Annotated in this window: 14 protein-coding genes; 5 read left to right on the top strand and 9 right to left on the bottom strand. The window is 59.9% G+C overall.

Annotation, left to right across the window (positions count from 1 at the left end):
• Positions 1–310 precede the first annotated feature (310 nt).
• The 5 genes from arnT (IE038_RS23250) to IE038_RS23230 all read left to right on the top strand — a co-directional run bounded on the left by arnT (IE038_RS23250) (position 311) and on the right by IE038_RS23230 (position 7,443).
• Complete coding sequence (gene arnT / locus IE038_RS23250; RefSeq protein WP_163938765.1) at positions 311–1,960, top strand: lipid IV(A) 4-amino-4-deoxy-L-arabinosyltransferase; 1,650 nt, start codon at positions 311–313, stop codon at positions 1,958–1,960.
• A gap of 15 nt (positions 1,961–1,975) precedes the next feature.
• Positions 1,976–3,511: an ArnT family glycosyltransferase gene (locus IE038_RS23245; RefSeq protein ID WP_189396374.1), complete on the top strand. Its 1,536-nt coding sequence runs from the start codon at positions 1,976–1,978 to the stop codon at positions 3,509–3,511.
• A gap of 233 nt (positions 3,512–3,744) precedes the next feature.
• A complete protein-coding gene (locus tag IE038_RS23240) occupies positions 3,745–4,761 on the top strand; it encodes an iron ABC transporter substrate-binding protein (RefSeq protein WP_163938761.1) in 1,017 nt (338 codons plus the stop codon).
• Between the two features lie 4 nt (positions 4,762–4,765).
• On the top strand, positions 4,766–6,367 hold the full coding sequence (locus IE038_RS23235; RefSeq protein WP_163938759.1) for an ABC transporter permease: 1,602 nt from the start codon (positions 4,766–4,768) through the stop codon (positions 6,365–6,367).
• Entirely contained in the window at positions 6,364–7,443 is a 1,080-nt protein-coding gene (locus tag IE038_RS23230; protein WP_189396373.1) for an ABC transporter ATP-binding protein, read from the top strand. The genes IE038_RS23235 and IE038_RS23230 overlap by 4 nt, the downstream gene beginning before the upstream one ends.
• 129 nt (positions 7,444–7,572) lie before the next feature.
• On the opposite strand, the gene IE038_RS23225 is transcribed toward IE038_RS23230, so the two are convergent.
• The 9 genes from IE038_RS23225 to arnB all read right to left on the bottom strand — a co-directional run bounded on the left by IE038_RS23225 (position 7,573) and on the right by arnB (position 17,983).
• Entirely contained in the window at positions 7,573–9,114 is a 1,542-nt protein-coding gene (locus tag IE038_RS23225; protein WP_167524035.1) for an ArnT family glycosyltransferase, read from the bottom strand.
• 62 nt (positions 9,115–9,176) lie between these two features.
• A complete protein-coding gene (locus tag IE038_RS23220; RefSeq protein ID WP_189396372.1) occupies positions 9,177–10,559 on the bottom strand; it encodes a UDP-glucose dehydrogenase family protein in 1,383 nt (460 codons plus the stop codon).
• Positions 10,556–10,963: a 4-amino-4-deoxy-L-arabinose-phosphoundecaprenol flippase subunit ArnF gene (gene arnF / locus IE038_RS23215; protein ID WP_163935563.1), complete on the bottom strand. Its 408-nt coding sequence runs from the start codon at positions 10,961–10,963 to the stop codon at positions 10,556–10,558. The genes IE038_RS23220 and arnF overlap by 4 nt, the downstream gene beginning before the upstream one ends.
• Positions 10,960–11,304: a 4-amino-4-deoxy-L-arabinose-phosphoundecaprenol flippase subunit ArnE gene (gene arnE, locus IE038_RS23210; RefSeq protein ID WP_163935560.1), complete on the bottom strand. Its 345-nt coding sequence runs from the start codon at positions 11,302–11,304 to the stop codon at positions 10,960–10,962. The genes arnF and arnE overlap by 4 nt, the downstream gene beginning before the upstream one ends.
• The gene (arnT, locus tag IE038_RS23205; protein ID WP_163935557.1) at positions 11,301–12,950 is read right to left on the bottom strand and encodes a lipid IV(A) 4-amino-4-deoxy-L-arabinosyltransferase; all 1,650 of its coding nucleotides are present in this window, start codon (positions 12,948–12,950) and stop codon (positions 11,301–11,303) included. Before arnT (IE038_RS23205) ends, arnE begins: the two co-directional genes overlap by 4 nt.
• A complete protein-coding gene (arnD, locus tag IE038_RS23200; protein ID WP_163935555.1) occupies positions 12,947–13,831 on the bottom strand; it encodes a 4-deoxy-4-formamido-L-arabinose-phosphoundecaprenol deformylase in 885 nt (294 codons plus the stop codon). The genes arnT (IE038_RS23205) and arnD overlap by 4 nt, the downstream gene beginning before the upstream one ends.
• On the bottom strand, positions 13,831–15,822 hold the full coding sequence (arnA, locus tag IE038_RS23195) for a bifunctional UDP-4-amino-4-deoxy-L-arabinose formyltransferase/UDP-glucuronic acid oxidase ArnA (protein WP_189396371.1): 1,992 nt from the start codon (positions 15,820–15,822) through the stop codon (positions 13,831–13,833). The genes arnD and arnA overlap by 1 nt, the downstream gene beginning before the upstream one ends.
• Complete coding sequence (gene arnC, locus IE038_RS23190) at positions 15,819–16,838, bottom strand: undecaprenyl-phosphate 4-deoxy-4-formamido-L-arabinose transferase (RefSeq protein ID WP_163935552.1); 1,020 nt, start codon at positions 16,836–16,838, stop codon at positions 15,819–15,821. The genes arnA and arnC overlap by 4 nt, the downstream gene beginning before the upstream one ends.
• A complete protein-coding gene (gene arnB, locus IE038_RS23185; protein ID WP_163935550.1) occupies positions 16,835–17,983 on the bottom strand; it encodes a UDP-4-amino-4-deoxy-L-arabinose aminotransferase in 1,149 nt (382 codons plus the stop codon). The genes arnC and arnB overlap by 4 nt, the downstream gene beginning before the upstream one ends.
• Positions 17,984–18,783: the final 800 nt, after the last annotated feature.

Here is an 18,783-nt window from a genome sequence, read left to right as displayed (position 1 = left end):
GGCGATTTTGAAATCGGCAGACGCTGAAGTCAGCCAGAGATGCATGGCTACTTCAGACCATCCCTAACACTTACGGATCAAGGACTACGTTACTGGTAAAGGGCGTAGTGCTGGTACGCCACCCACGCACAGCATTGCGATGGGCGCTCGCTGAGTAGGTGTTTGCAACCGCAACGATCACGCACTTTACTGTCATTCAACATCAAGGCCGCCTCATGAAGAGCCCCAGTAAATCTACTTGTTATCAGCATTGCGAACGCCTGCCGGGCACTGGCAATCGCCCAGAAAAATCACAGGGAGTGTGGGGTCAATGATCAAACGCTGGGGTCTACCTTGCCTGTTGTTGGCCTTCGGCCTGTTCTACCTGCTCCCCCTGATGAACCACGGCTTGTGGGTTCCCGACGAACCCCGCTACGCGCAGATCAGCCAGGAAATGCTGCACAGCGGTGACTGGGTATCGCCTCATTTCATGGGGTTGCGCTACTTCGAAAAACCGATTGCCGGCTACTGGATGATCGCCATCGGTCAGGCGATCTTTGGCGAGAACCTGTTCGGGGTGCGCATTGCTTCAGCACTCAGCACCGGCTTGAGCGTCTGGCTGGCATTCCTGATTGCGCGCCGCTTGTGGAACGATCCGCGCAAGAGCTTTGCAGCCGCCCTGCTCTACATGAGTTTTGGCCTGGTTGCCGGCCAGGCGGGTTACTCCAACATCGATCCGCAATTCACCTTCTGGGTCAACCTGAGCCTTGTCGCGCTATGGTTCGCTCTGGATAACCGCACGGTACGGGGCAAACTCGGCGCCTGGAGCTTGCTGGGCTTTGCCTGTGGCATGGGCTTCATGACCAAGGGATTTCTCGCCTGGCTGCTGCCGGTGGTGGTCGCAGTGCCGTACATGATCTGGCAGAAGCGCTTTGGCGAGCTACTGCGTTATGGCCCTTTGGCGCTGGTGGTGGCGATTGTCATAAGCCTGCCCTGGGCGTTGGCGATCCACAACCATGAGCCAGACTTCTGGCGCTTCTTCTTCTGGAACGAGCATATCCGCCGCTTCTCCGCCGCTGACGCACAGCACACCCGACCGTGGTGGTTCTTCGGCCCGATCATGGTCGTGTCGTGCCTGCCATGGGCGGCGCTGCTACCCTCGACATTGGTCCAGGCCTGGAAATCCAAGGCACAGGCCGGTACTGGCTTTCTGTTGCTGTGGCTCCTGTTGCCGCTGGCAATCTTCAGCATGAGCAAGGGCAAGCTTCCGACCTATATCATGCCGTGCCTGCTGCCGCTCGCCTTGCTGATGGCCAACACCGTGATAGACAAGGTGAACCAGGGCAGTGGTCGGGCGATTCGGGTCAATGGCCTGCTCAACGCGGCCATGGCCTGCGCTGCACTGATCGGCCTGATCTATCTCCAGTTCACCCGCGAGCTGTTTGAAAATACCGAGATGATTGCCGAGTCACTGGGCTTCATCGTGCTGGTGGGCTGGATCCTCGCCAATGCCTTGCAGGCAATGCGCCCGCTGATGTTCTGGGCCATGCCGGCGCTGGGCATCGGGTTGCTGGTGGCACTGCTGCCGGCGGCGATGCCCGCCACGGTGATCAACAGCAGGATGCCCGACCAGTTCATTGCCGATCACGTGCAAGAGCTGAGCGAAACCTCGTCCTTGCTGAGTAACGACCTGGGCGCGGCGTCGGCATTGGCATGGCGGGTGAAGCGCCCGCAGGTCGATCTGTACAACACCGTTGGTGAGCTTGAATACGGCATGTCCTTCCCGGAAGCGCAGCCGCGCAAGGTCGACATGGATGGGGTCCAGCAATGGATGACCGAAGCCCGGAAAAAAGGCTCGGTAGGCGTGGTGATGCAGGTCAGCAGTGTTGTGGAGGAACAGGAAGTGGAGCTACTGCCCATCGATGGCAAGCGCTATCGGCGCGGCAATCTGTACATCCTGATCTTCCCCAAGCAGCCCTGACCCTGGCCACGAATCATGACCTCAAGGCCTAACGAAACGCGTGCGCTGCTAGTCCTGATGGCGACGTCGGCGCTGTTGCTGATGCTGGGGTTGGGCAGCCGCGAACTGTGGGGGCCGGAAACCCGCTGGGCCAACATCGCATTGCAGATGCTGCAAAGCGGTGACTATTTTGACCCGTACCTCATGGGCAGCGCCTACTATGACAAACCGCTGCCCTCCTACTGGCTGATTACCGCCAGCAGTTGGCTGACCGGCGGCCTGGGTCACTGGTCGCTACGCCTGTCTTCGGTGATCGCGGCCTGGCTGAGTGTCTGGCTGGTGTACCTGATCGGCGAGCAGCTGTTTCGCCGGGGCACCGGACTAATCGCCGGCTGGATGCTGGCCACTACGTTCTACTTCGTGTTCTGGGCGCGGGTGGCGACAGCAGACATTCTCACTGTCTGCGGCGTGCTGTCGGCGGTCTGGTGGTACTGGCGCCAGCCAGACGACACGCGCCTGAGTCGCTACTGTGTGTTCTTCCTGTTGCTGTCGGTCACTTCGCTGTTCAAGGGCCTGATCGGGTTCATCCTGCCGGGGCTGGTATTGCTGCCCCATCTGCTGCAAGACGGACGCTGGAAACGTCACCTCAACCTACGCCTGTGTGCCGCACTGATCGTTGGCGGATTGGCGTATGGGCTGCCGTTCGTGCTGTCACATCTCTACGGTTCGCCAACCTACGGCCAGAGCGGCCTGGGGCTGGTGTTCCGGGAAAACGTTGTGCGCTTCTTCCAGCCATTCGACCAGTTCGGGCCGATTTACACCTATCTGATTTACCTGCCGATCTACACCCTGCCCTGGGCGCCGTGCTGGCTGCTGGGGCTGTGGGTAGCGGTACGCAACTGGCGCACCCTGGAGCCCAACCCCCGCTGGCTGATCTGGGGCCTGGGCTTGCTGTTTCTATTCTTCACCGCCAGTGGTAGCCGACGCAGTTACTACGTGCTGCCACTGGTGCCATTTGCCCAACTGCTGGCGGCCTGGTGGGTCACTCGCTTCCAGGAGCAGCAGCGCATGGCCGACAAGGTGCAAGGTCGAGCGCTGAAGGTCGGCTTCTACGCAGCCAGCGCCCTGCTGTTACTGGTCCTCGGGGTGATCGCACCCTGGAGCAACAGCGGCGGAGGGATAATACAGTTCGGTGAGGATGTGAAAACGCGGGCCAGCCAGATCGCCCCCTGGGATCAATGGCGAATGGTCATGGTCGATGTCGACAACAAGGTGCCGATGTACCTGCAGAATGGCGGCGCACCGTTCTACTACGTGGCCACCACCCAGGACTTCCCCCGCGAAGGCAATAGTGAGCAGTTCATGGCCTGGCTAATGCGCGCCAGCGGCCAGCCGTGGAACCCTAAACGCACCATCATTGTCACCCGGTATCGTCGTGGCGGGCCGCTGCCTTTGAACTACCTCAGCATCGACCACAAGGTGGTGGTCACCCAGCCGGACAACGGCGAACGCCTGCTGCATCCGCGTGCCGATGCCAGCGCTGCATACATTCCCGACACCTCCAACCCGTGAGGCCGCAGCCGAGAGTGGGGCTCTTTCACCTCACGAAAACGGCTCAATCTAAATAAAAACAACATTGATTAACGATTTATTTGACGTTTTTTTCTCATCGTCCGCACTAAATTGCCGCCCAATCAATATGCGAATGATTCACATTGTTTTGTTTGCATGGCAGGGAGCGCCACAGGAATAACATCAAGAACTTGCCCTTCAGGTTCTCACTACACCGCAGGAGCTGCTAATCAATGATTCCTCGTGTCCCTTCACTTCTGAAAACCGCTTCGCTGGCCGCCCTGCTTTTGGGCGCCGGCCATGTGTATGCCGCGCCAAGCGCGGACGGCATTGTCGTCTACAACGCCCAACATGAAAGCCTGACCAAGGCCTGGGTAGAAGGCTTCACACGCGAAACCGGCATCAAGGTCACCCTGCGTAACGGCGATGACAGCGAGATGGGCAACCAATTGGTTCAAGAAGGTGCAGCCTCCCCCGCCGACGTGTTCCTGACCGAAAACTCCCCGGCCATGGTGCTGGTAAGCAACGCCGGGTTGCTCACCCCGGTGGCGCCATCGACCCAGCAACAAGTCGCAGAACCCTATCGTCCAGCCCAAGGCAAGTGGATAGGCATCGCCGCACGCTCGACGGTCTTTATCTATAACAAAAGCAAGCTGAGTGAGGCGCAGTTGCCCTCGTCGCTGATGGACCTGGCCACCCCGGCCTGGAAAGGTCGCTGGGCCGCCTCGCCAGCCGGTGCCGACTTCCAGGCTATTGTGGCTGCCGTGCTGGAACTCAAGGGCGAAGCCGCTACCCTGGAGTGGCTCAAGGGCATGAAAGCCAACGCCACCGCCTATCGTGGCAACAGCGCCGTACTCAAGGCGGTGAATGCCGGGCAAGTCGATGCCGGGGTCAACTATCACTATTACGCCTTCGTCGATCAAAGTAAAACCGGCGAAAACAGTAATAACACGGCGCTGCACTACTTCAAGCACAATGACCCAGGCGCATTCGTGAGCATCTCCGGTGGCGGCGTGCTGGCCTCGAGCAAACACCAGGAAGAAGCCCAGGCATTCCTCAAGTGGATTACCGGCAAAGACGGCCAGGCGATTCTGAAAACCGGCAACTCATTCGAATACGCCGTGGGCAAAGGGGCAGAGTCAAACCCGAAACTGGTCCCCCTGGCGCAGCTGGACGCTCCCGCGGTTGACGCCTCCAAACTCAACAGCAAGAAGGTCATCGAGCTGATGACTCAGGCCGGGCTGCTGTAATTCGATGGCCGAGCCATTGTTGTTGAAGGACGCTGCTGGAGTTGCGCAGGCAGCTCCAGCCACCCGCAGCGTATCCAGGCGTCAGCCAGGCGCTGCGCGCTGGGTCGTTGCGGTGTCCATTGCGGTGTCATTGCTGGCGTTGCTGCCACTGGCGTTTGTCATCGGAATCTCCATTCAGACCGGTTGGGCAACCATTGTCCAGTTGGTGTTCCGCCCGCGGGTGGCCGAACTGCTGATCAACACCGTGCTACTGGTGGTGATCACCTTGCCCCTGTGCATTGCCCTCGGCGTAGCGCTGGCGTGGTTGACCGAGCGTACCAACTTGCCGGGACGACGCCTGTGGTCGGTACTGGCGACGGCGCCGATTGCGGTGCCGGCCTTTGTGCACAGCTATGCCTGGGTCAGCCTGGTGCCACCGATCCACGGTTTGTTCGCCGGGGTGCTGGTCTCGGTGATTGCCTATTTCCCGTTTCTCTATCTGCCGGTAGCGGCAACGTTAAGGCGCCTGGACCCGGCCATCGAGGATGTTGCCGAGTCCCTGGGGCTCAAACCGTGGGCGGTGTTCTTCAAGGTGGTGCTGCCCCAGTTGCGCCTGGCAATCTGTGGCGGGGCATTACTGGTGGGGCTGCACCTGCTGGCAGAATACGGCCTGTACGCGATGATCCGCTTCGACACCTTCACCACTGCGATCTTTGATCAGTTCCAGTCGAGCTTCAACGGCCCGGCGGCGAATATGCTGGCCGGGGTACTGGCCCTGTGTTGCCTGGTGATGCTGAGCATCGAATCGGCGTCCCGTGGCCACGCCCGCTATGCGCGAGTTGGCGCCGGCAGCGCCCGACCACAGCGCACCCAGATCCTCAAGGGCCACGTCACGGGACTGGCGTTGGCGCTACCGATCTTCACTAGCCTAATGGCCCTCGGCGTACCGCTGGTAACCCTTGGGCAATGGTTGATCGCCGGTGGTCTGGATGTCTGGCGCATGGCAGACATTCTGCCGGCCTTGCAACAGACGTTCCTGCTGGCCAGTGCCGGGGCTCTGATTACCACGGCTGCGGCGCTGCCTGTGGCCTGGCTGTCGATCCGTGCGCCGGGACGCCTGCAGCGCCTGTTGGAAAGCTGTAACTACGTCACCAGTTCGTTGCCGGGCATTGTGGTGGCATTGGCACTGGTCACCATCACCATTCATATCGCCCGACCGATCTACCAGACCCTGGTCACCGTGCTACTGGCCTATCTGCTGATGTTCCTGCCTCGTGCGCTGGTCAGCTTGCGCGCCGGCATCGCCCAGGCCCCGGTGGAACTGGAAAACATCGCCCGAAGCCTCGGCAGCTCGCCGAGCCAGGCACTATGGCGAGTTACCTTGCGTCTGGCCGCTCCGGGGGCTGCAGCAGGCGCAGCACTGGTTTTCCTGGCGATCACCAATGAGTTGACCGCTACCCTGTTGCTTGCCCCCAGCGGCACACGCACCCTGGCCACCGGCTTCTGGGCCATGACCAGTGAAATCGACTACGCCGCAGCCGCACCTTACGCACTGATCATGATCCTGCTGTCACTACCGCTGACTGCCCTTCTCTATTACCAATCCAAACGCACGGCTGGACGATGAACGCACTCGAACTCAATGCCCTCTACAAGACCTTCGGCAATGTAGCTGCGCTGAATGACGTCAGTCTGTGTGTACCGGCAGGCAGTCGCGCTGCCATCGTCGGGCCTTCCGGTTCGGGCAAGACTACCCTGTTGCGGATGATTGCTGGGTTCGAGTTTCCCGATAGCGGCAGTATCCGACTCAACGGACAGACCCTGGTCGATAGCGCAAACCAAGTGCCGGCGCACCAGCGTTTGATTGGCTATGTACCCCAAGACGGCGCGTTGTTCCCGCACATGACGGTGGCTGGCAACATCGGTTTTGGCTTATCGGGTACACCGGCCTCAAAACAGCAGCGGGTCGAAGAGCTGTTGGCGATGGTTGCACTGGAAACCCGCATGAGCAAAAGCTGGCCCCATGAACTTTCCGGTGGCCAGCAACAGCGCGTTGCCCTGGCCCGCGCCTTGGCACAACGACCACGCTTGATGCTGTTGGATGAGCCCTTTTCCGCGCTGGATACCGGTTTGCGTGCTGCCATGCGCAAGATGGTGGCCAAGCTGCTGTCGGAGGCTGGGATCACCACCATTCTGGTGACCCACGATCAGGCTGAGGCCTTGTCCTTTGCCGATCAACTGGCGGTGATGCGCCAAGGCCGACTGGTGCAGGCTGGCCCGCCGATGGAGCTGTATCTGCACCCTGCAGATCGGCAAACCGCATTGTTCCTCGGTGACGCCGTCATCATGCCTGCTCAGGTTGAAGACGGTTGGGCGACATGTGATCTGGGACGCATCCCGGTCAATCACCCAAGCCACAGCGGCCCGGCGCACATCATGCTACGCCCCGAACAGTTGCACCTGACACCCGAGCATGGCGAGGCAATCCACGCAAACGGCTGCCTGGGCGTGATCACCGACCGTGACTTCGGCGGCAACGTCTGCACCTTGACCGTCGAACTGCACCCGCAAGTGTGTGCAGTGAGTGGACAGACGACAAACCGCTCACTGCTGGTGCGCAGTTCTGGCCTTGGCGCGCCGCCTACTGGCAGCACCGTGCATATTTCAACCTTGGGCAATGCGCATGTCCTTCCTGGCGCTTGATGGCCGAGAGATCCGCTGACTGCCTGCCATGCCCTAACAGCTGCGCGGATTGAACATCGCGCAGGTGTAGGCGCAACAAAGGAAGGATGGCGCACGCTTGAAGCAACGCCCGGACAGGTGGCCAAAAGCTCAAGGCAGGTGCAGCAGCACGTACGGGTTCCTGTCGAAGTTGCCACGCAATACCGGTTGCAGTTGGGCCAGGCGCGAGGACTTCAGGGCTTGGAAGTCGCGGTCGTCCATGATCAGCCAGGCAGGACCTGGAAGGGCTTCCAGATCCTGCACCGAATGGGTGAACTGCGGCTGCAAGTCCTGCTCGATGTTGACCATGAACTTGATGGCCTTGGCGTCCTTGCCCATGGCATGCAGTACCACGGGGGCGGGGTTCTGTTGCACATGCTCAAAGGCAGCAAGGCTGAAGGTTCGGGTGTCATACAGCGTGCGATCCAACGGCTCGAACACCTGGATATACGCTGACCACAACGCCAGCACTGCAGTGAACGCCAGACCCACGGTCCGCACACGGGGCTTGAACAACAGTGCCAATGCGATTACCTGCAACGCACCGAGAACCACCAACGGCGCAGTCACCGAGCGGAGAGGCTCGGGGAAACGCTGCTTGACGACGAGCACGCCAAGGGCCAACAGCCCCGGCGTCAGCAGCCACATCCCCTGCATAAAGCCGCGCAACCACTGGAACACCCGACCCTGCGCCCCCTGGAATGGGTAGGCCGCAATGATCGCCGCCATGGGCAGCATCGGCAGCATATAGCGCGCCTTCTTCGCCATGGGAATCGACAGGCCGATCATCACGATCAGCCCGGCAGCGGTGCACAGGATCAACAAGCGCAACGCCGTTCCGCTGCCCTGGCGTCCAGCCAGCACAACCGCAGCCAGCACCAGCAACGCCAGTGGATAGGCCATCGCATAGTTGCCGATGGAACTGGTGAAGTAATACAGCACGTCACTGGCGCCTTCACTGCCGTCCATGCGCCCCATGAACTGCATCCGGATCACGTCTTGTACGAAGACCGGGCCGCCACTGGCATCCGCGAGCCATAACAGCAGGCCGATACCAACCGCCAGTAATACTGCCGCCAGCCCCCCGAACACGAGCATCCGTCGCCACTGCCCGCTCAACAGGTAATAGCTGCACAGCACGCCTGTTGGCACCACCAGGCCAATCGGGCCGCGAATAGCGAAGCCAAGCATCAACAGCGCGAGGATCAGTGCCAGCCGACGCGGCGCCTGGAAATGGTCTGCGGCAAAGCCTAAGTAGAACACCGAGAACGTCACGGCCGCGACCATCTGGTCGAGTGACACCGCGCGGGTTTCGGTGATGAAGGTGTTGCTCAGCAGCATCAGGGCGATGCTGATCAGCGCCCAGGTCCGGGAGTGGGGCGCGACCAGGCGGTACATCAGCGTAACAATCACCGCCGAGGCCAGCGCGCTGGGCAGCCAGGCTGTCAACGCGTTGACCTGTCCGAACGGCAACGACAGCAACCAGATAAAGAACGTCGACGTGGACCAGTAGTCAGCATAGGGCTGGCCATAGGTGGTCGGGAAAAATCCCGGCCCATGGCGCAGCATTTCCTGAGCAAACAGCACAAAGCGGGTATCGAAGCCGATTGCGGTTTGCTGATGGACCCCGGCGCAGAACAGCAGCAGCGCCAGGAATCCCAAGACTAACGAGTGCTGACGGACCCTTGTCGATGAAAAGGGATACACCTAGCCTCCTAGGAGACGACGGTTGGGGTCGGCCATTGTTGTTGCTGAGGAACAGGCAGGTTGAGCGACTCTCCACGGCCCATCGGGAAATAGGTGAAGCCAGCACGTGCCAAACGCTCGACGTCGTAGAGGTTGCGACCGTCAAAGATCACCGGTGCCTTCAGACGCGATTTGATGACATTAAAGTCAGGGGCCTTGAACTGTTGCCATTCGGTGCACACGATCAGTGCGTCGGCACCGGCCAGGGCGGACTCCGGGGTCCCCATCAGCGACAGGTTCGGCTGGTCCGGATACAGGCGCTGGGTTTCCTGCATGGCTTCAGGGTCAAAGGCCCGCACCTGCGCACCGGCCGCCCACAGGGCTTCCATCAGCACCCGGCTTGGTGCATCGCGCATGTCATCGGTGTTGGGTTTGAAGGCCAGCCCCCACAGGGCGAAGGTCTTGCCCCGCAGGTCGCCCTTGTAGAACGCATTGATGCGTTCGAACAGCTTGTGCTTCTGCCGCTGGTTGATGGCCTCGACCGCTTGCAACAGGTCACTGGAACAGTTGGCCTGCTCGGCGCTGTGGATCAGTGCACGCATGTCCTTGGGGAAGCACGAACCGCCATAGCCGCAGCCCGGGTAGATGAAGTGGTAGCCAATCCGCTGGTCGGCACCAATGCCCATACGCACGGCTTCAATGTCGGCGCCCAGGTGTTCGGCCAGCTCAGCGATCTGGTTGATAAAGCTGATCTTGGTGGCCAACATGCAGTTGGCGGCGTACTTGGTCAGTTCGGCGCTGCGCAGATCCATGAAAATAGTGCGGTCGTGGTTGCGGTTGAAGGGCGCATAAAGTTCACGCATGACCTCGCGCACTTCTTCACGCTCGCAACCGATCACAATGCGGTCTGGACGGCGGCAGTCGCTGACGGCCGAGCCCTCCTTGAGGAACTCCGGGTTGGAGACGATATCGAACTCAAGGCTGCGCCCGGCGCTGCTCAAGGCCTGTTCGATGTGGGCACGCAAGGTGTCGCCAGTGCCGACTGGCACGGTGGACTTCTCCACCAGGATCAATGGCTCGACCCGATGGCGGGCCACGGCATCGCCCACCGACAACACGTATTTGAGATCAGCCGAACCGTCCTCATCCGACGGCGTCCCTACGGCGATGAACAGCACCTGACCATGCTGGATCGCCATTTTCTCGTCACTGGTGAACTGCAGGCGACCGCTGTCCAGGTTTTCCCGGACCATGCTCTCAAGACCGGGCTCGAAGATGGTGACGTGGCCCTTCTGCAGCATCTTGATCTTGTGCTGATCGACGTCCATGCACACAACATCGTGACCGACTTCAGCCAGGACAGTTGCTTGAACCAGGCCTACATAACCGCTACCAATTACGCTGATTTTCATACGGAGTCTCGAGGACAAGTTGCACGTGATGAGTTAATGGTAATGACCCCCAGTACGACGAATGCCACACCCAGGGTTTTGAACAAACTGAAATGCTCGTTGAACAGCGGCAAACTGGCCGCCAACAGGTACACCAGCGCGTAGCTGATGCTCAACAACGAATACGCGCGGGCCAAAGGCAAGTCCCGCAGTGCCGCCAACCAGCACAGCATCGACAACGCGTAGGCGAAGACCGACAACATGACCACGCCCAGCGCCAGCCAATCCACCGTGCCGTTGCCCAACGCCGTTAACCACTGATCCGGTTGCGGCAGGTGACTCATGCTCCAACGCATGCCCAACTGGGCCCCACTGACCAGCAACACGCTGCCCATGGCAAAAGCGATTCCACGCCCCAGACTCATGTGTGCTGCCCCAGCAGCACGACACCGGCGATCACCAGTACCATACCGATCCAGTGGCGACGATCGATAGCTTCGTGGAACACGAAACGGGCGGCCAAGGTAATCAGCACAAAATTGAGACTGAGCATCGGGTAGGCGATCCCCACTTCCAGACGCTGCAACACCAGCAACCACACTAGCAGGCCAATGCCCAGGCAAGCCAGCGCCAGCCACAACCAGGGCGAGAGCAGTTTTGCGCCCCACCCCGAGTCCACGCCGCGCCAGCTTTCCACGGCGAATTTCTGAGCGATCTGGCCCATGCAGGTGAGCAGGCATGCCCCCAACAACAAGGCCCAGGTCATGGCGCACTCTGCGGGATTATCAGAATGATAATGTTGCCACGCTCGTAACGCTTGCCCTCTTTAGGCAACTGTTCGGCTTCATGCAATTCATCCTCACCCTTGACCCGCATCACCACGCCCACTGGGCCGGTCTTGCGGGCTTCGCTCATCCATTGCTGTACGTGGTCGAGGTTCACCCGACGTGCGGCAGCGTCCGGATACTGCAAGCCATACTTCACTTCGCCGATGGTGTTGTACAACGCAACGTCCGGGCGCTGCAGGCGCCAGGCCAGCGCAGAAGCCGCCCCCAGGTCGTTGCTCAACAGATGCTTGGTTTGGCCCAGTTCGTCGAGGTGCTCCAGGACGAACTGGTCTGGCGTCTTGTTGTAGACCGCCGAGTGCGGTAAAGCCGCAGGCAAGATCGCCACCAGCAACAGGCTGCCAATGGCCGGTGCAGCCCAGGTGTTCAACGGCCGAACGAGTTGCATCAGGTTGGCCAGGTTCCAGACCATGATCACAGTGAACACCAGGACAAGACTGCGCATCTCATCGACGTACACCGGCTGTTTCAGTTGAAGGTAGACAATCGCCAACAACGTCAGCAGGCCGATGGCCAGGTTCAGCGCGCCATTGACCTTGAACAGGCGGCTTTTCCCCTGGTTCAGACGGTCCACCAGCGTGTTGGCCATCAACAACGCCAATGGCAACAGGCACGGCAAGATATAGGTAGGCAGCTTGCCCTTGCTCAGACTGAAGAACGCCAACGGCAGGACCAGCCACAACAACAGGAAACCAGTGCCGGCCTGACGCCGGGTGCTCCAGGCTTGCTTGAGCGAGGCCGGCAGGAATGCCACCCATGGCAAGCTGAAGGCTACCAACAACGGCAGATAGAACCACCATGGCGAGGCGTGCTGGGCGTCATCGGCGGAGAAACGACGGATATGTTCATTCCAGAAGAAGAATCGCCAGTAGTCCGGCTCTTGCCCATGCACTGCCAGCACCCACGGCAAGCTGACAACAATCGCCACTACGATGGCTATTGGTCCGTAGACCAACAGCTCGCGCCAGCGCTTCTGCCAGATCATGTAAGGCAGCGCGATCAGCACCGGCAGCAGCCAGGCCAGGAACCCCTTCGTCATGAAGCCCATGCCGCAGGCCAGCCCTAGCACGGCCCAGCCAATCAGGCGTGAAGCACGGGATGTCGTGTCGAGGGCAAACCACAAGGCCACCAGGCTCAGGTTGACCCAGAAGGTGAATTGCGGATCGAGGTTGGCATAGCCACCTTGCCCCGCCACTACTGCGAAGCTCATGTAGAGCAAAGCACTGGCGACGCTCTTACGCGGGTCGTTCCACAATCGGCGGGCAATGAGGTACGTCAGGACGACACTCAGGCCCGTGGTGAGCGCTGAGGCAATGCGCACCCCAAACAGGTTTTCACCGAACACCGCTTGGCCGATGGCAATCATCCAGTAACCGGCAATCGGCTTCTCGAAATAGCGCAACCCCATGAAATGCGGCGACACCCAGTTACCACTCAGGAGCATTTCCTGGCTGATCTGGGCGTAGCGGGTTTCATCGGGGATCCACAGGCCATGGGTGCCCAGCGGCACCAGATAGGCCAAGGCAAATGCAATCAACAACAGGGGAAGGGCCCAACGCTTACTCATGCCCCTTGCACCCCCAGCCAGCCTTCACGCCCTTCAAGGGTTCCGCGCAGTACACGGCCCTGGGGCAGACTGTTCAGGTCGACGGGCAACAGGTTGCCCAAGGGCTGGAACCGGATGTCACGCGAGCGTGCATCAACCAGCAATTGACGGAAATGGTCTGCCATCAGAATCCCTTCTACTTCAGCGTGGATGGTGTAGACGTTCAGCGCCGAGGGGCTGAACCGATCAAGAATGAAGGCGTTGAAAGCCTCGGCAGATACGACCGGACCCACCACCTCATCGTAGGTTGGCAAGTCGACCGGAATCTGCGGTGTGCCGAGCTTACCGTCTGCCAGACGCGGCCGGAACAGGCTTTGCCCGCGGCAGTCGCTGTTGTAGCGAAAGCCGAAACGCTCCTTGGCTTCAATGACGCGCTCGTCCGCCCGCCATCCGGCAGACGCCGAGCAGTTGACGGACTGACCGAGAATATCGCTGAGGGTATCTACACCACGGCGAATCTGCTCGGTCAATTGGGCATCGCTCCAACGTCCGGCATTGGCCTGCCAGCCATGGTGATCCCAAGCGTGCAAGCCGACTTCGTGGCCAGCGGCTGCGACCTGGCGCATCAAGTGCCCCAGGTCGCGGCCAATCGGCTTGCCCGGCCAAGCGGTGCCCGCCAGCAGGATGTCCCATCCGTACAAGCCTGCGGCGTTGGAACGGAGCATTTTCCAGAGAAACTGGGGACGGATCAGGCGCCACACATGGCGCCCCATGTTGTCCGGGCCAACGCTGAAGAAAAACGTCGCCTTGACCTGTGCTTCATCGAGTATTTCTAACAGCCGGGGCACCCCCTCACGGGTGCCTCGGTAGGTGTCCACATCGATTCGAAGACCTGCCTGCATCAGCGCTTGTCCGCGATTTCGAGCATGGCTTCGCGCAGGAAGAAGTCCAGCGTGTTGCCGATGGTCTCGCTCATTTCAACGGTGGGTTCCCAGTTCAGCAAGCGCTTGGCGTTCTGGATGCTTGGCTTGCGGTGCTCCACGTCCTGGTAACCGACACCGTAGAAGGCCTTGCTCTCTACATCGCGGAAACCGGCGAATGGAGGGAAGTTGGCGCGCAGCGGGTGAGCCTCGAACTGACGCAGCAATTCTTCGCCCAACTGACGGATGCTGGCTTCGTTGTCCGGGTTGCCGATGTTGATGATCTGGCCGTTGCAGGCGTCGTTTTCGTTGTCGACGATGCGGGCCAGGGCTTCAACACCGTCGGCGATGTCGGTGAAGCAGCGCTTCTGTTCACCACCGTCAAACAGGCGGATCGGCGTGCCCTCCACCAGATTGAGAATCAGCTGGGTGATGGCTCGCGAACTGCCGATACGTGCCGAATCCAGGCGGTCCAGACGTGGGCCCATCCAGTTGAACGGCCGGAACAAGGTGAAATTCAGGCCCTTGGCGCCGTAAGCCCAGATCACGCGGTCCAGCAGTTGCTTGGAAATCGAGTAGATCCAGCGTTGCTTGTTGATCGGACCAACAACCAGGTTGGAGGTGTCTTCGTCGAAGTTCCGATCCTGGCACATCCCATAGACTTCAGAGGTCGACGGGAAGATCACACGCTTGTTGTACTTGACGCAGTAGCGAACCAGTTTCAGGTTCTCTTCAAAGTCCAGCTCGAACACGCGAAGCGGATTACGGGTGTATTCGATTGGCGTCGCAATGGCCACCAGCGGCAAGACCACATCGCACTTCTTGATGTGGTACTCGATCCACTCGGAGTGGATGCTGATATCGCCCTCGACGTAGTGGAAGTTCGGATGGCTGCGCAGGCGCTCAATGGCGTCGGAGCCGATGTCCAAACCGTAGACGTCGTACTTGCCGTCGCGCAGCAGGCGCTCGGACAGGTGGTTGCCGATGAAGCCGTTGACGCCCAGGATCAGCACGCGAGTGCGACGTGGCGCGCGACCCGATTCGGCACCACGTAGTACCGAGCCATCAACCAGGCCCAGTTCAGCGGCCAGTTGCGGGCCGCTGAGGAACAGGCCGTTGTCGTTGCGCTGGCCCGAAGTGATCACCAGCGAGTCTTCGCCACAGGCGATGCGCAGCGGATCGACGCTTATCACGCGGCCTGGGGCCTGGCCTTCATTGCCCTTGGCAACTTCTGCGCTCCAGACAATCAGCTTGTGCTCGCCCACGGCGCAGAAGGCGCCTGGGTAGGGTTGGGTCACGGCGCGAACCAGGTTGAACAGCGTTTCAGCCGGTTTTTCCCAGAGCAGCTTGCCATCGGCGGCGGTACGACGCCCAAAGACGGTGGCCTTGGATTCATCCTGAGCGGTCTCGTTGATCTTGCCCTGGATAAGTTGCGGCAGCGTGTCATGCAGCAGGCTGGAGGCGGCTTCGCGCAGTTTGCCATGCAGGGTAAGGGCCGTGTCGGAACGCTCGATGACTACGCGTTGCTGGGCGACGATAGCGCCGGCATCGGCACGCTTGACCATGCGGTGCAGGGTCACACCGGTTTCTTTTTCGCCGTTGACCAGCACCCAGTTCGCCGGGGCGCGACCACGGTAGGTCGGCAGCAACGAACCGTGCAGGTTGAACGCGCCTTTGCGGGCCACCGCCAGCAGGGGTTCGCTCAACAGGTTGCGGTAGTAGAACGAGAACAGGTAGTCGGGGTTGAGCTTGGCGATACGCTCGATCCACAGCGGGTGATTGACGTCTTCCGGCGCATACACCGCAATGCCTTTAAGGGCGCAGAGCTGAGCGACCGAACCGTAGAACGTATTTTCCTTCGGATCGTCGGCGTGGGTGAACACGGCAGCAATCTCGATACCTGCGTTGAGCAAGGCTTCGATGCCTGCACAGCCAATATCGTGATAAGCGAAAACAACGGCATTTGAACTCATGGCGAAACCTGATCAGTAGGAGTGGAAGTCAGTCCGTCGACAGTGACAACAGGAGCAGGTGATGCGGGTTGGTTACGTAAGACTTTTTCGATGAAGAAGCGTGGACGGGCCCGGACGTCGCCATACATGCGCCCCAGGTACTCGCCCAACAGGCCCATGCCGATGAACTGGCCACCGGTGAACACGAACAGCACCGCGAACAACACAAAGGTACCGCCGCCAGCCCACTGCGCACCAAAGGCCAGGCGCAGGACGATCAACAGCAAGGCGAACAGCATGCCCAGTGCCGCCATGCCAAAACCGATGATGCTCAGCAGGCGCAACGGGGTGGTGGTCATGCAGGTGATCAGGTCAAACATCAGGTTGATCAGGCGCATCGGGCTGTATTTCGAGTCCCCGTGCTCGCGCTCGGCGTGCTGTACCAGGATCTCGGTGGTATGACGTGCGAAGCTGTTGGCCAGAATCGGAATGAAGGTACTGCGTTCTCGGCAGGCCAGCATCGCGTCGACTACGGTGCGGCGATAAGCACGCAGCATGCAGCCGTAGTCGCTCATCGCCACGCCGGTGGAGCGCTTTACGGCCAGGTTGATCAGCTTCGACGGGTAGCGACGCAGGGCCGAGTCCTGACGATTGTTGCGCACGGTGGCGACCACGTCGTAACCCAGTTCGGCCTGCTCGACCAGCCGCGGAATTTCTTCTGGCGGGTTCTGCAGGTCAGCGTCGAGGGTAATCACCAGGTCGCCCTTGCACTGCTCGAAGCCGGCCATGATCGCCGCATGCTGGCCGTAGTTGCGGTTGAGGATGACCGCAACGATTTGGCTACCCTCTCGCTGGGCCGCCTCTTCGAGTTGCTGGGCTGAACTGTCACGGCTACCGTCGTCCACCAAGACAATTTCATACACCTGCTTGAGCTGCTTGCAGGCCGCTTCGGTACGACGCAGCAGTTCAGGCAGGCTTTCTTCTTCGTTGTAGACCGGTATGACGATCGACACGCAACTAATTGGATAAGGCTTCAATGGACTGGGGCCAGAATATGTTCAATGGTACCGACAACACGTTCGAGGTCATCGGCGTTCATGTCAGGGAACAGCGGTATCGAACACAGGCGTGCCGAGTTCCATTCGGTATTAGGCAGGTGGATGCCCGGGAAGCGTTGGCGGTAATAGGTATGCAGGTGCGTGGCAATAAAATGGATGCCGGTGCCGATGTTGTGCTCCTGCAAGGCCTTCATGAATGCCTCGCGGTCCATGCCGCAGCGCTCGGCGTCGATGCGCACGATAAACAGGTGCCAGGCATGTTGTTGAGGGTAGGTCGGCAGGCTTAACGGCTCCACGGGCAGGCCTTTCAGGCGCTGCAGGTAGGTCTGGGCCAATTCCGTGCGCTTGGCATTGATTTCGTCCAGTCGCTGCAGTTGCACCAAGGCAATGGCAGCATTGATGTCGGCCAGGTTGTACTTGAAACCGGGCTCGATCACCTGAGCCTGAGGCTTGCGACCGCCAGTCAGGCGGTCATAGGCGTCGACGCCCAAGCCGTGAAACTTGAGCATGCGCACCCGATCCGCCAGTTTCTGATCGTCGGTGACGAACATTGCGCCTTCAGCACAGGTCATGTTCTTGATTGCATGGAACGAGAAGATCGCCGTGCCTTGGGCCCCAATGGCACGCCTGCGATAACGGGTGCCGGCTGAGTGGGCGGCGTCTTCGATAACGGCAATGCCGTGCTTGTCGGCCAGGGCGTACAGCGGATCAAGGTCAAACGCGGCCCCGGCATAATGCACCGGGATGATTGCCTTGGTGCGCGGGGTGATGGCGGCTTCGATCGTCGCAGCATCAGTCATCAGGGTGTCGCGGTCGACATCAACGAATACCGGCGTGGCCCCCAGCAGGCAGATCATGTTGGCGGTGGACACCCACGTCTGGGAAGGCGTGATCACTTCATCACCCGGGCCAATACCCAGTGCCAGCAGGGCGATATGCATGCCACCAGTAGCCGAAGACAGCGCTACGGCGTGCTTGCAGCCCACATAAGCGGCGAATCGCTGTTCTAGCTCCTGATTTTTCGGCCCGGTAGTAATCCAGCCCGAGCGCAGTACTTGCTCGACAGCAGCAATCTCTTCGTCGCCAATACTGGGACGCGAGAACGGGAGAAAAGCCTGATTCATGTGTACCTCGGGTCAGTAAATAACAGCAGCCGCCACAACCTCGAATCAACACGACAGCTGCGCCAGCGCGCATCATCCAAGACAGCGTAGTTCAAGAAACGGAACCCTATCAATCGCTTAGCCAGCGGCAACAAAAATGCATCAGTTGACTTTAGTACATGGAACCGGCAGGTAGGGATAGTTCCAGCGACTCGATGTAAGCCGCGTGAAGAGTAAGCGCGAAAATGTGAAAGAGAGATGAAAAACCAGTGTTTGAAACGTTAGAGATCCCGTTCAACCAACGCGCTCAGGCTTTGACGGTGGCGCAGGAACCCTAAAATTGATCCTGCATGCAGGATGAAAACCATTCCCGCACGCCGCCATACCTGCTCGTTGCCGCATTCAGTCAAACTTCAACTGAGCATCGACCTGTTGAGCCACGTTGATTAAATAAACCCTGAAGAAAACTTCATGTTTCAGGTGAGTTACGCGGGAAAACGCAAGCAAACCTGAACGGCATTATTCCCAATCGAAGTTGATCAGGTGGTGCCTCGGAAGCGTTTGATGGCCTTGACCAGGTCGCCATACAGCCTGATGTCCCTCAGCGCCCGTCATTTGCTGAAGAAAGTTGCAAGACGAAGGCCTTCAGGCGAACTGAGTGGCAGCGATAAGATTGGGGGATAAAGAAGAGACGAAGAGCGATAACCCAGCGGCAGGCAGATCGCCGCTGCATACGCAAAAGTTTGCCGGCGCCAAGAATCGAGTAGGAGGCGAGTTCACACCCGCCGTCCTCTCACACCACCGTGCGTACGGTTCCGTAC

Origin of the sequence: Pseudomonas laurentiana (assembly GCF_014648275.1) — a bacterium.
In the GTDB taxonomy this organism is placed as follows: Bacteria; Pseudomonadota; Gammaproteobacteria; order Pseudomonadales; family Pseudomonadaceae; genus Aquipseudomonas; species Aquipseudomonas laurentiana.
This window is presented reverse-complemented; position numbering and strand designations above follow the sequence as displayed.

Excerpts from the sequence above, each read along its gene's own strand:
- arnT (WP_163938765.1), top strand. The coding sequence starts at position 311 with ATGATCAAACGCTGGGGTCTACCTTGCCTGTTGTTGGCCTTCGGCCTG.
- IE038_RS23245 (WP_189396374.1), top strand. The coding sequence starts at position 1,976 with ATGACCTCAAGGCCTAACGAAACGCGTGCGCTGCTAGTCCTGATGGCG.
- IE038_RS23240 (WP_163938761.1), top strand. The coding sequence starts at position 3,745 with ATGATTCCTCGTGTCCCTTCACTTCTGAAAACCGCTTCGCTGGCCGCC.
- IE038_RS23235 (WP_163938759.1), top strand. The coding sequence starts at position 4,766 with ATGGCCGAGCCATTGTTGTTGAAGGACGCTGCTGGAGTTGCGCAGGCA.
- IE038_RS23230 (WP_189396373.1), top strand. The coding sequence starts at position 6,364 with ATGAACGCACTCGAACTCAATGCCCTCTACAAGACCTTCGGCAATGTA.
- IE038_RS23220 (WP_189396372.1), bottom strand. The coding sequence starts at position 10,559 with ATGAAAATCAGCGTAATTGGTAGCGGTTATGTAGGCCTGGTTCAAGCA.
- arnF (WP_163935563.1), bottom strand. The coding sequence starts at position 10,963 with ATGAGTCTGGGGCGTGGAATCGCTTTTGCCATGGGCAGCGTGTTGCTG.
- arnE (WP_163935560.1), bottom strand. The coding sequence starts at position 11,304 with ATGACCTGGGCCTTGTTGTTGGGGGCATGCCTGCTCACCTGCATGGGC.
- arnT (WP_163935557.1), bottom strand. The coding sequence starts at position 12,950 with ATGAGTAAGCGTTGGGCCCTTCCCCTGTTGTTGATTGCATTTGCCTTG.
- arnD (WP_163935555.1), bottom strand. The coding sequence starts at position 13,831 with ATGCAGGCAGGTCTTCGAATCGATGTGGACACCTACCGAGGCACCCGT.
- arnA (WP_189396371.1), bottom strand. The coding sequence starts at position 15,822 with ATGAGTTCAAATGCCGTTGTTTTCGCTTATCACGATATTGGCTGTGCA.
- arnB (WP_163935550.1), bottom strand. The coding sequence starts at position 17,983 with ATGAATCAGGCTTTTCTCCCGTTCTCGCGTCCCAGTATTGGCGACGAA.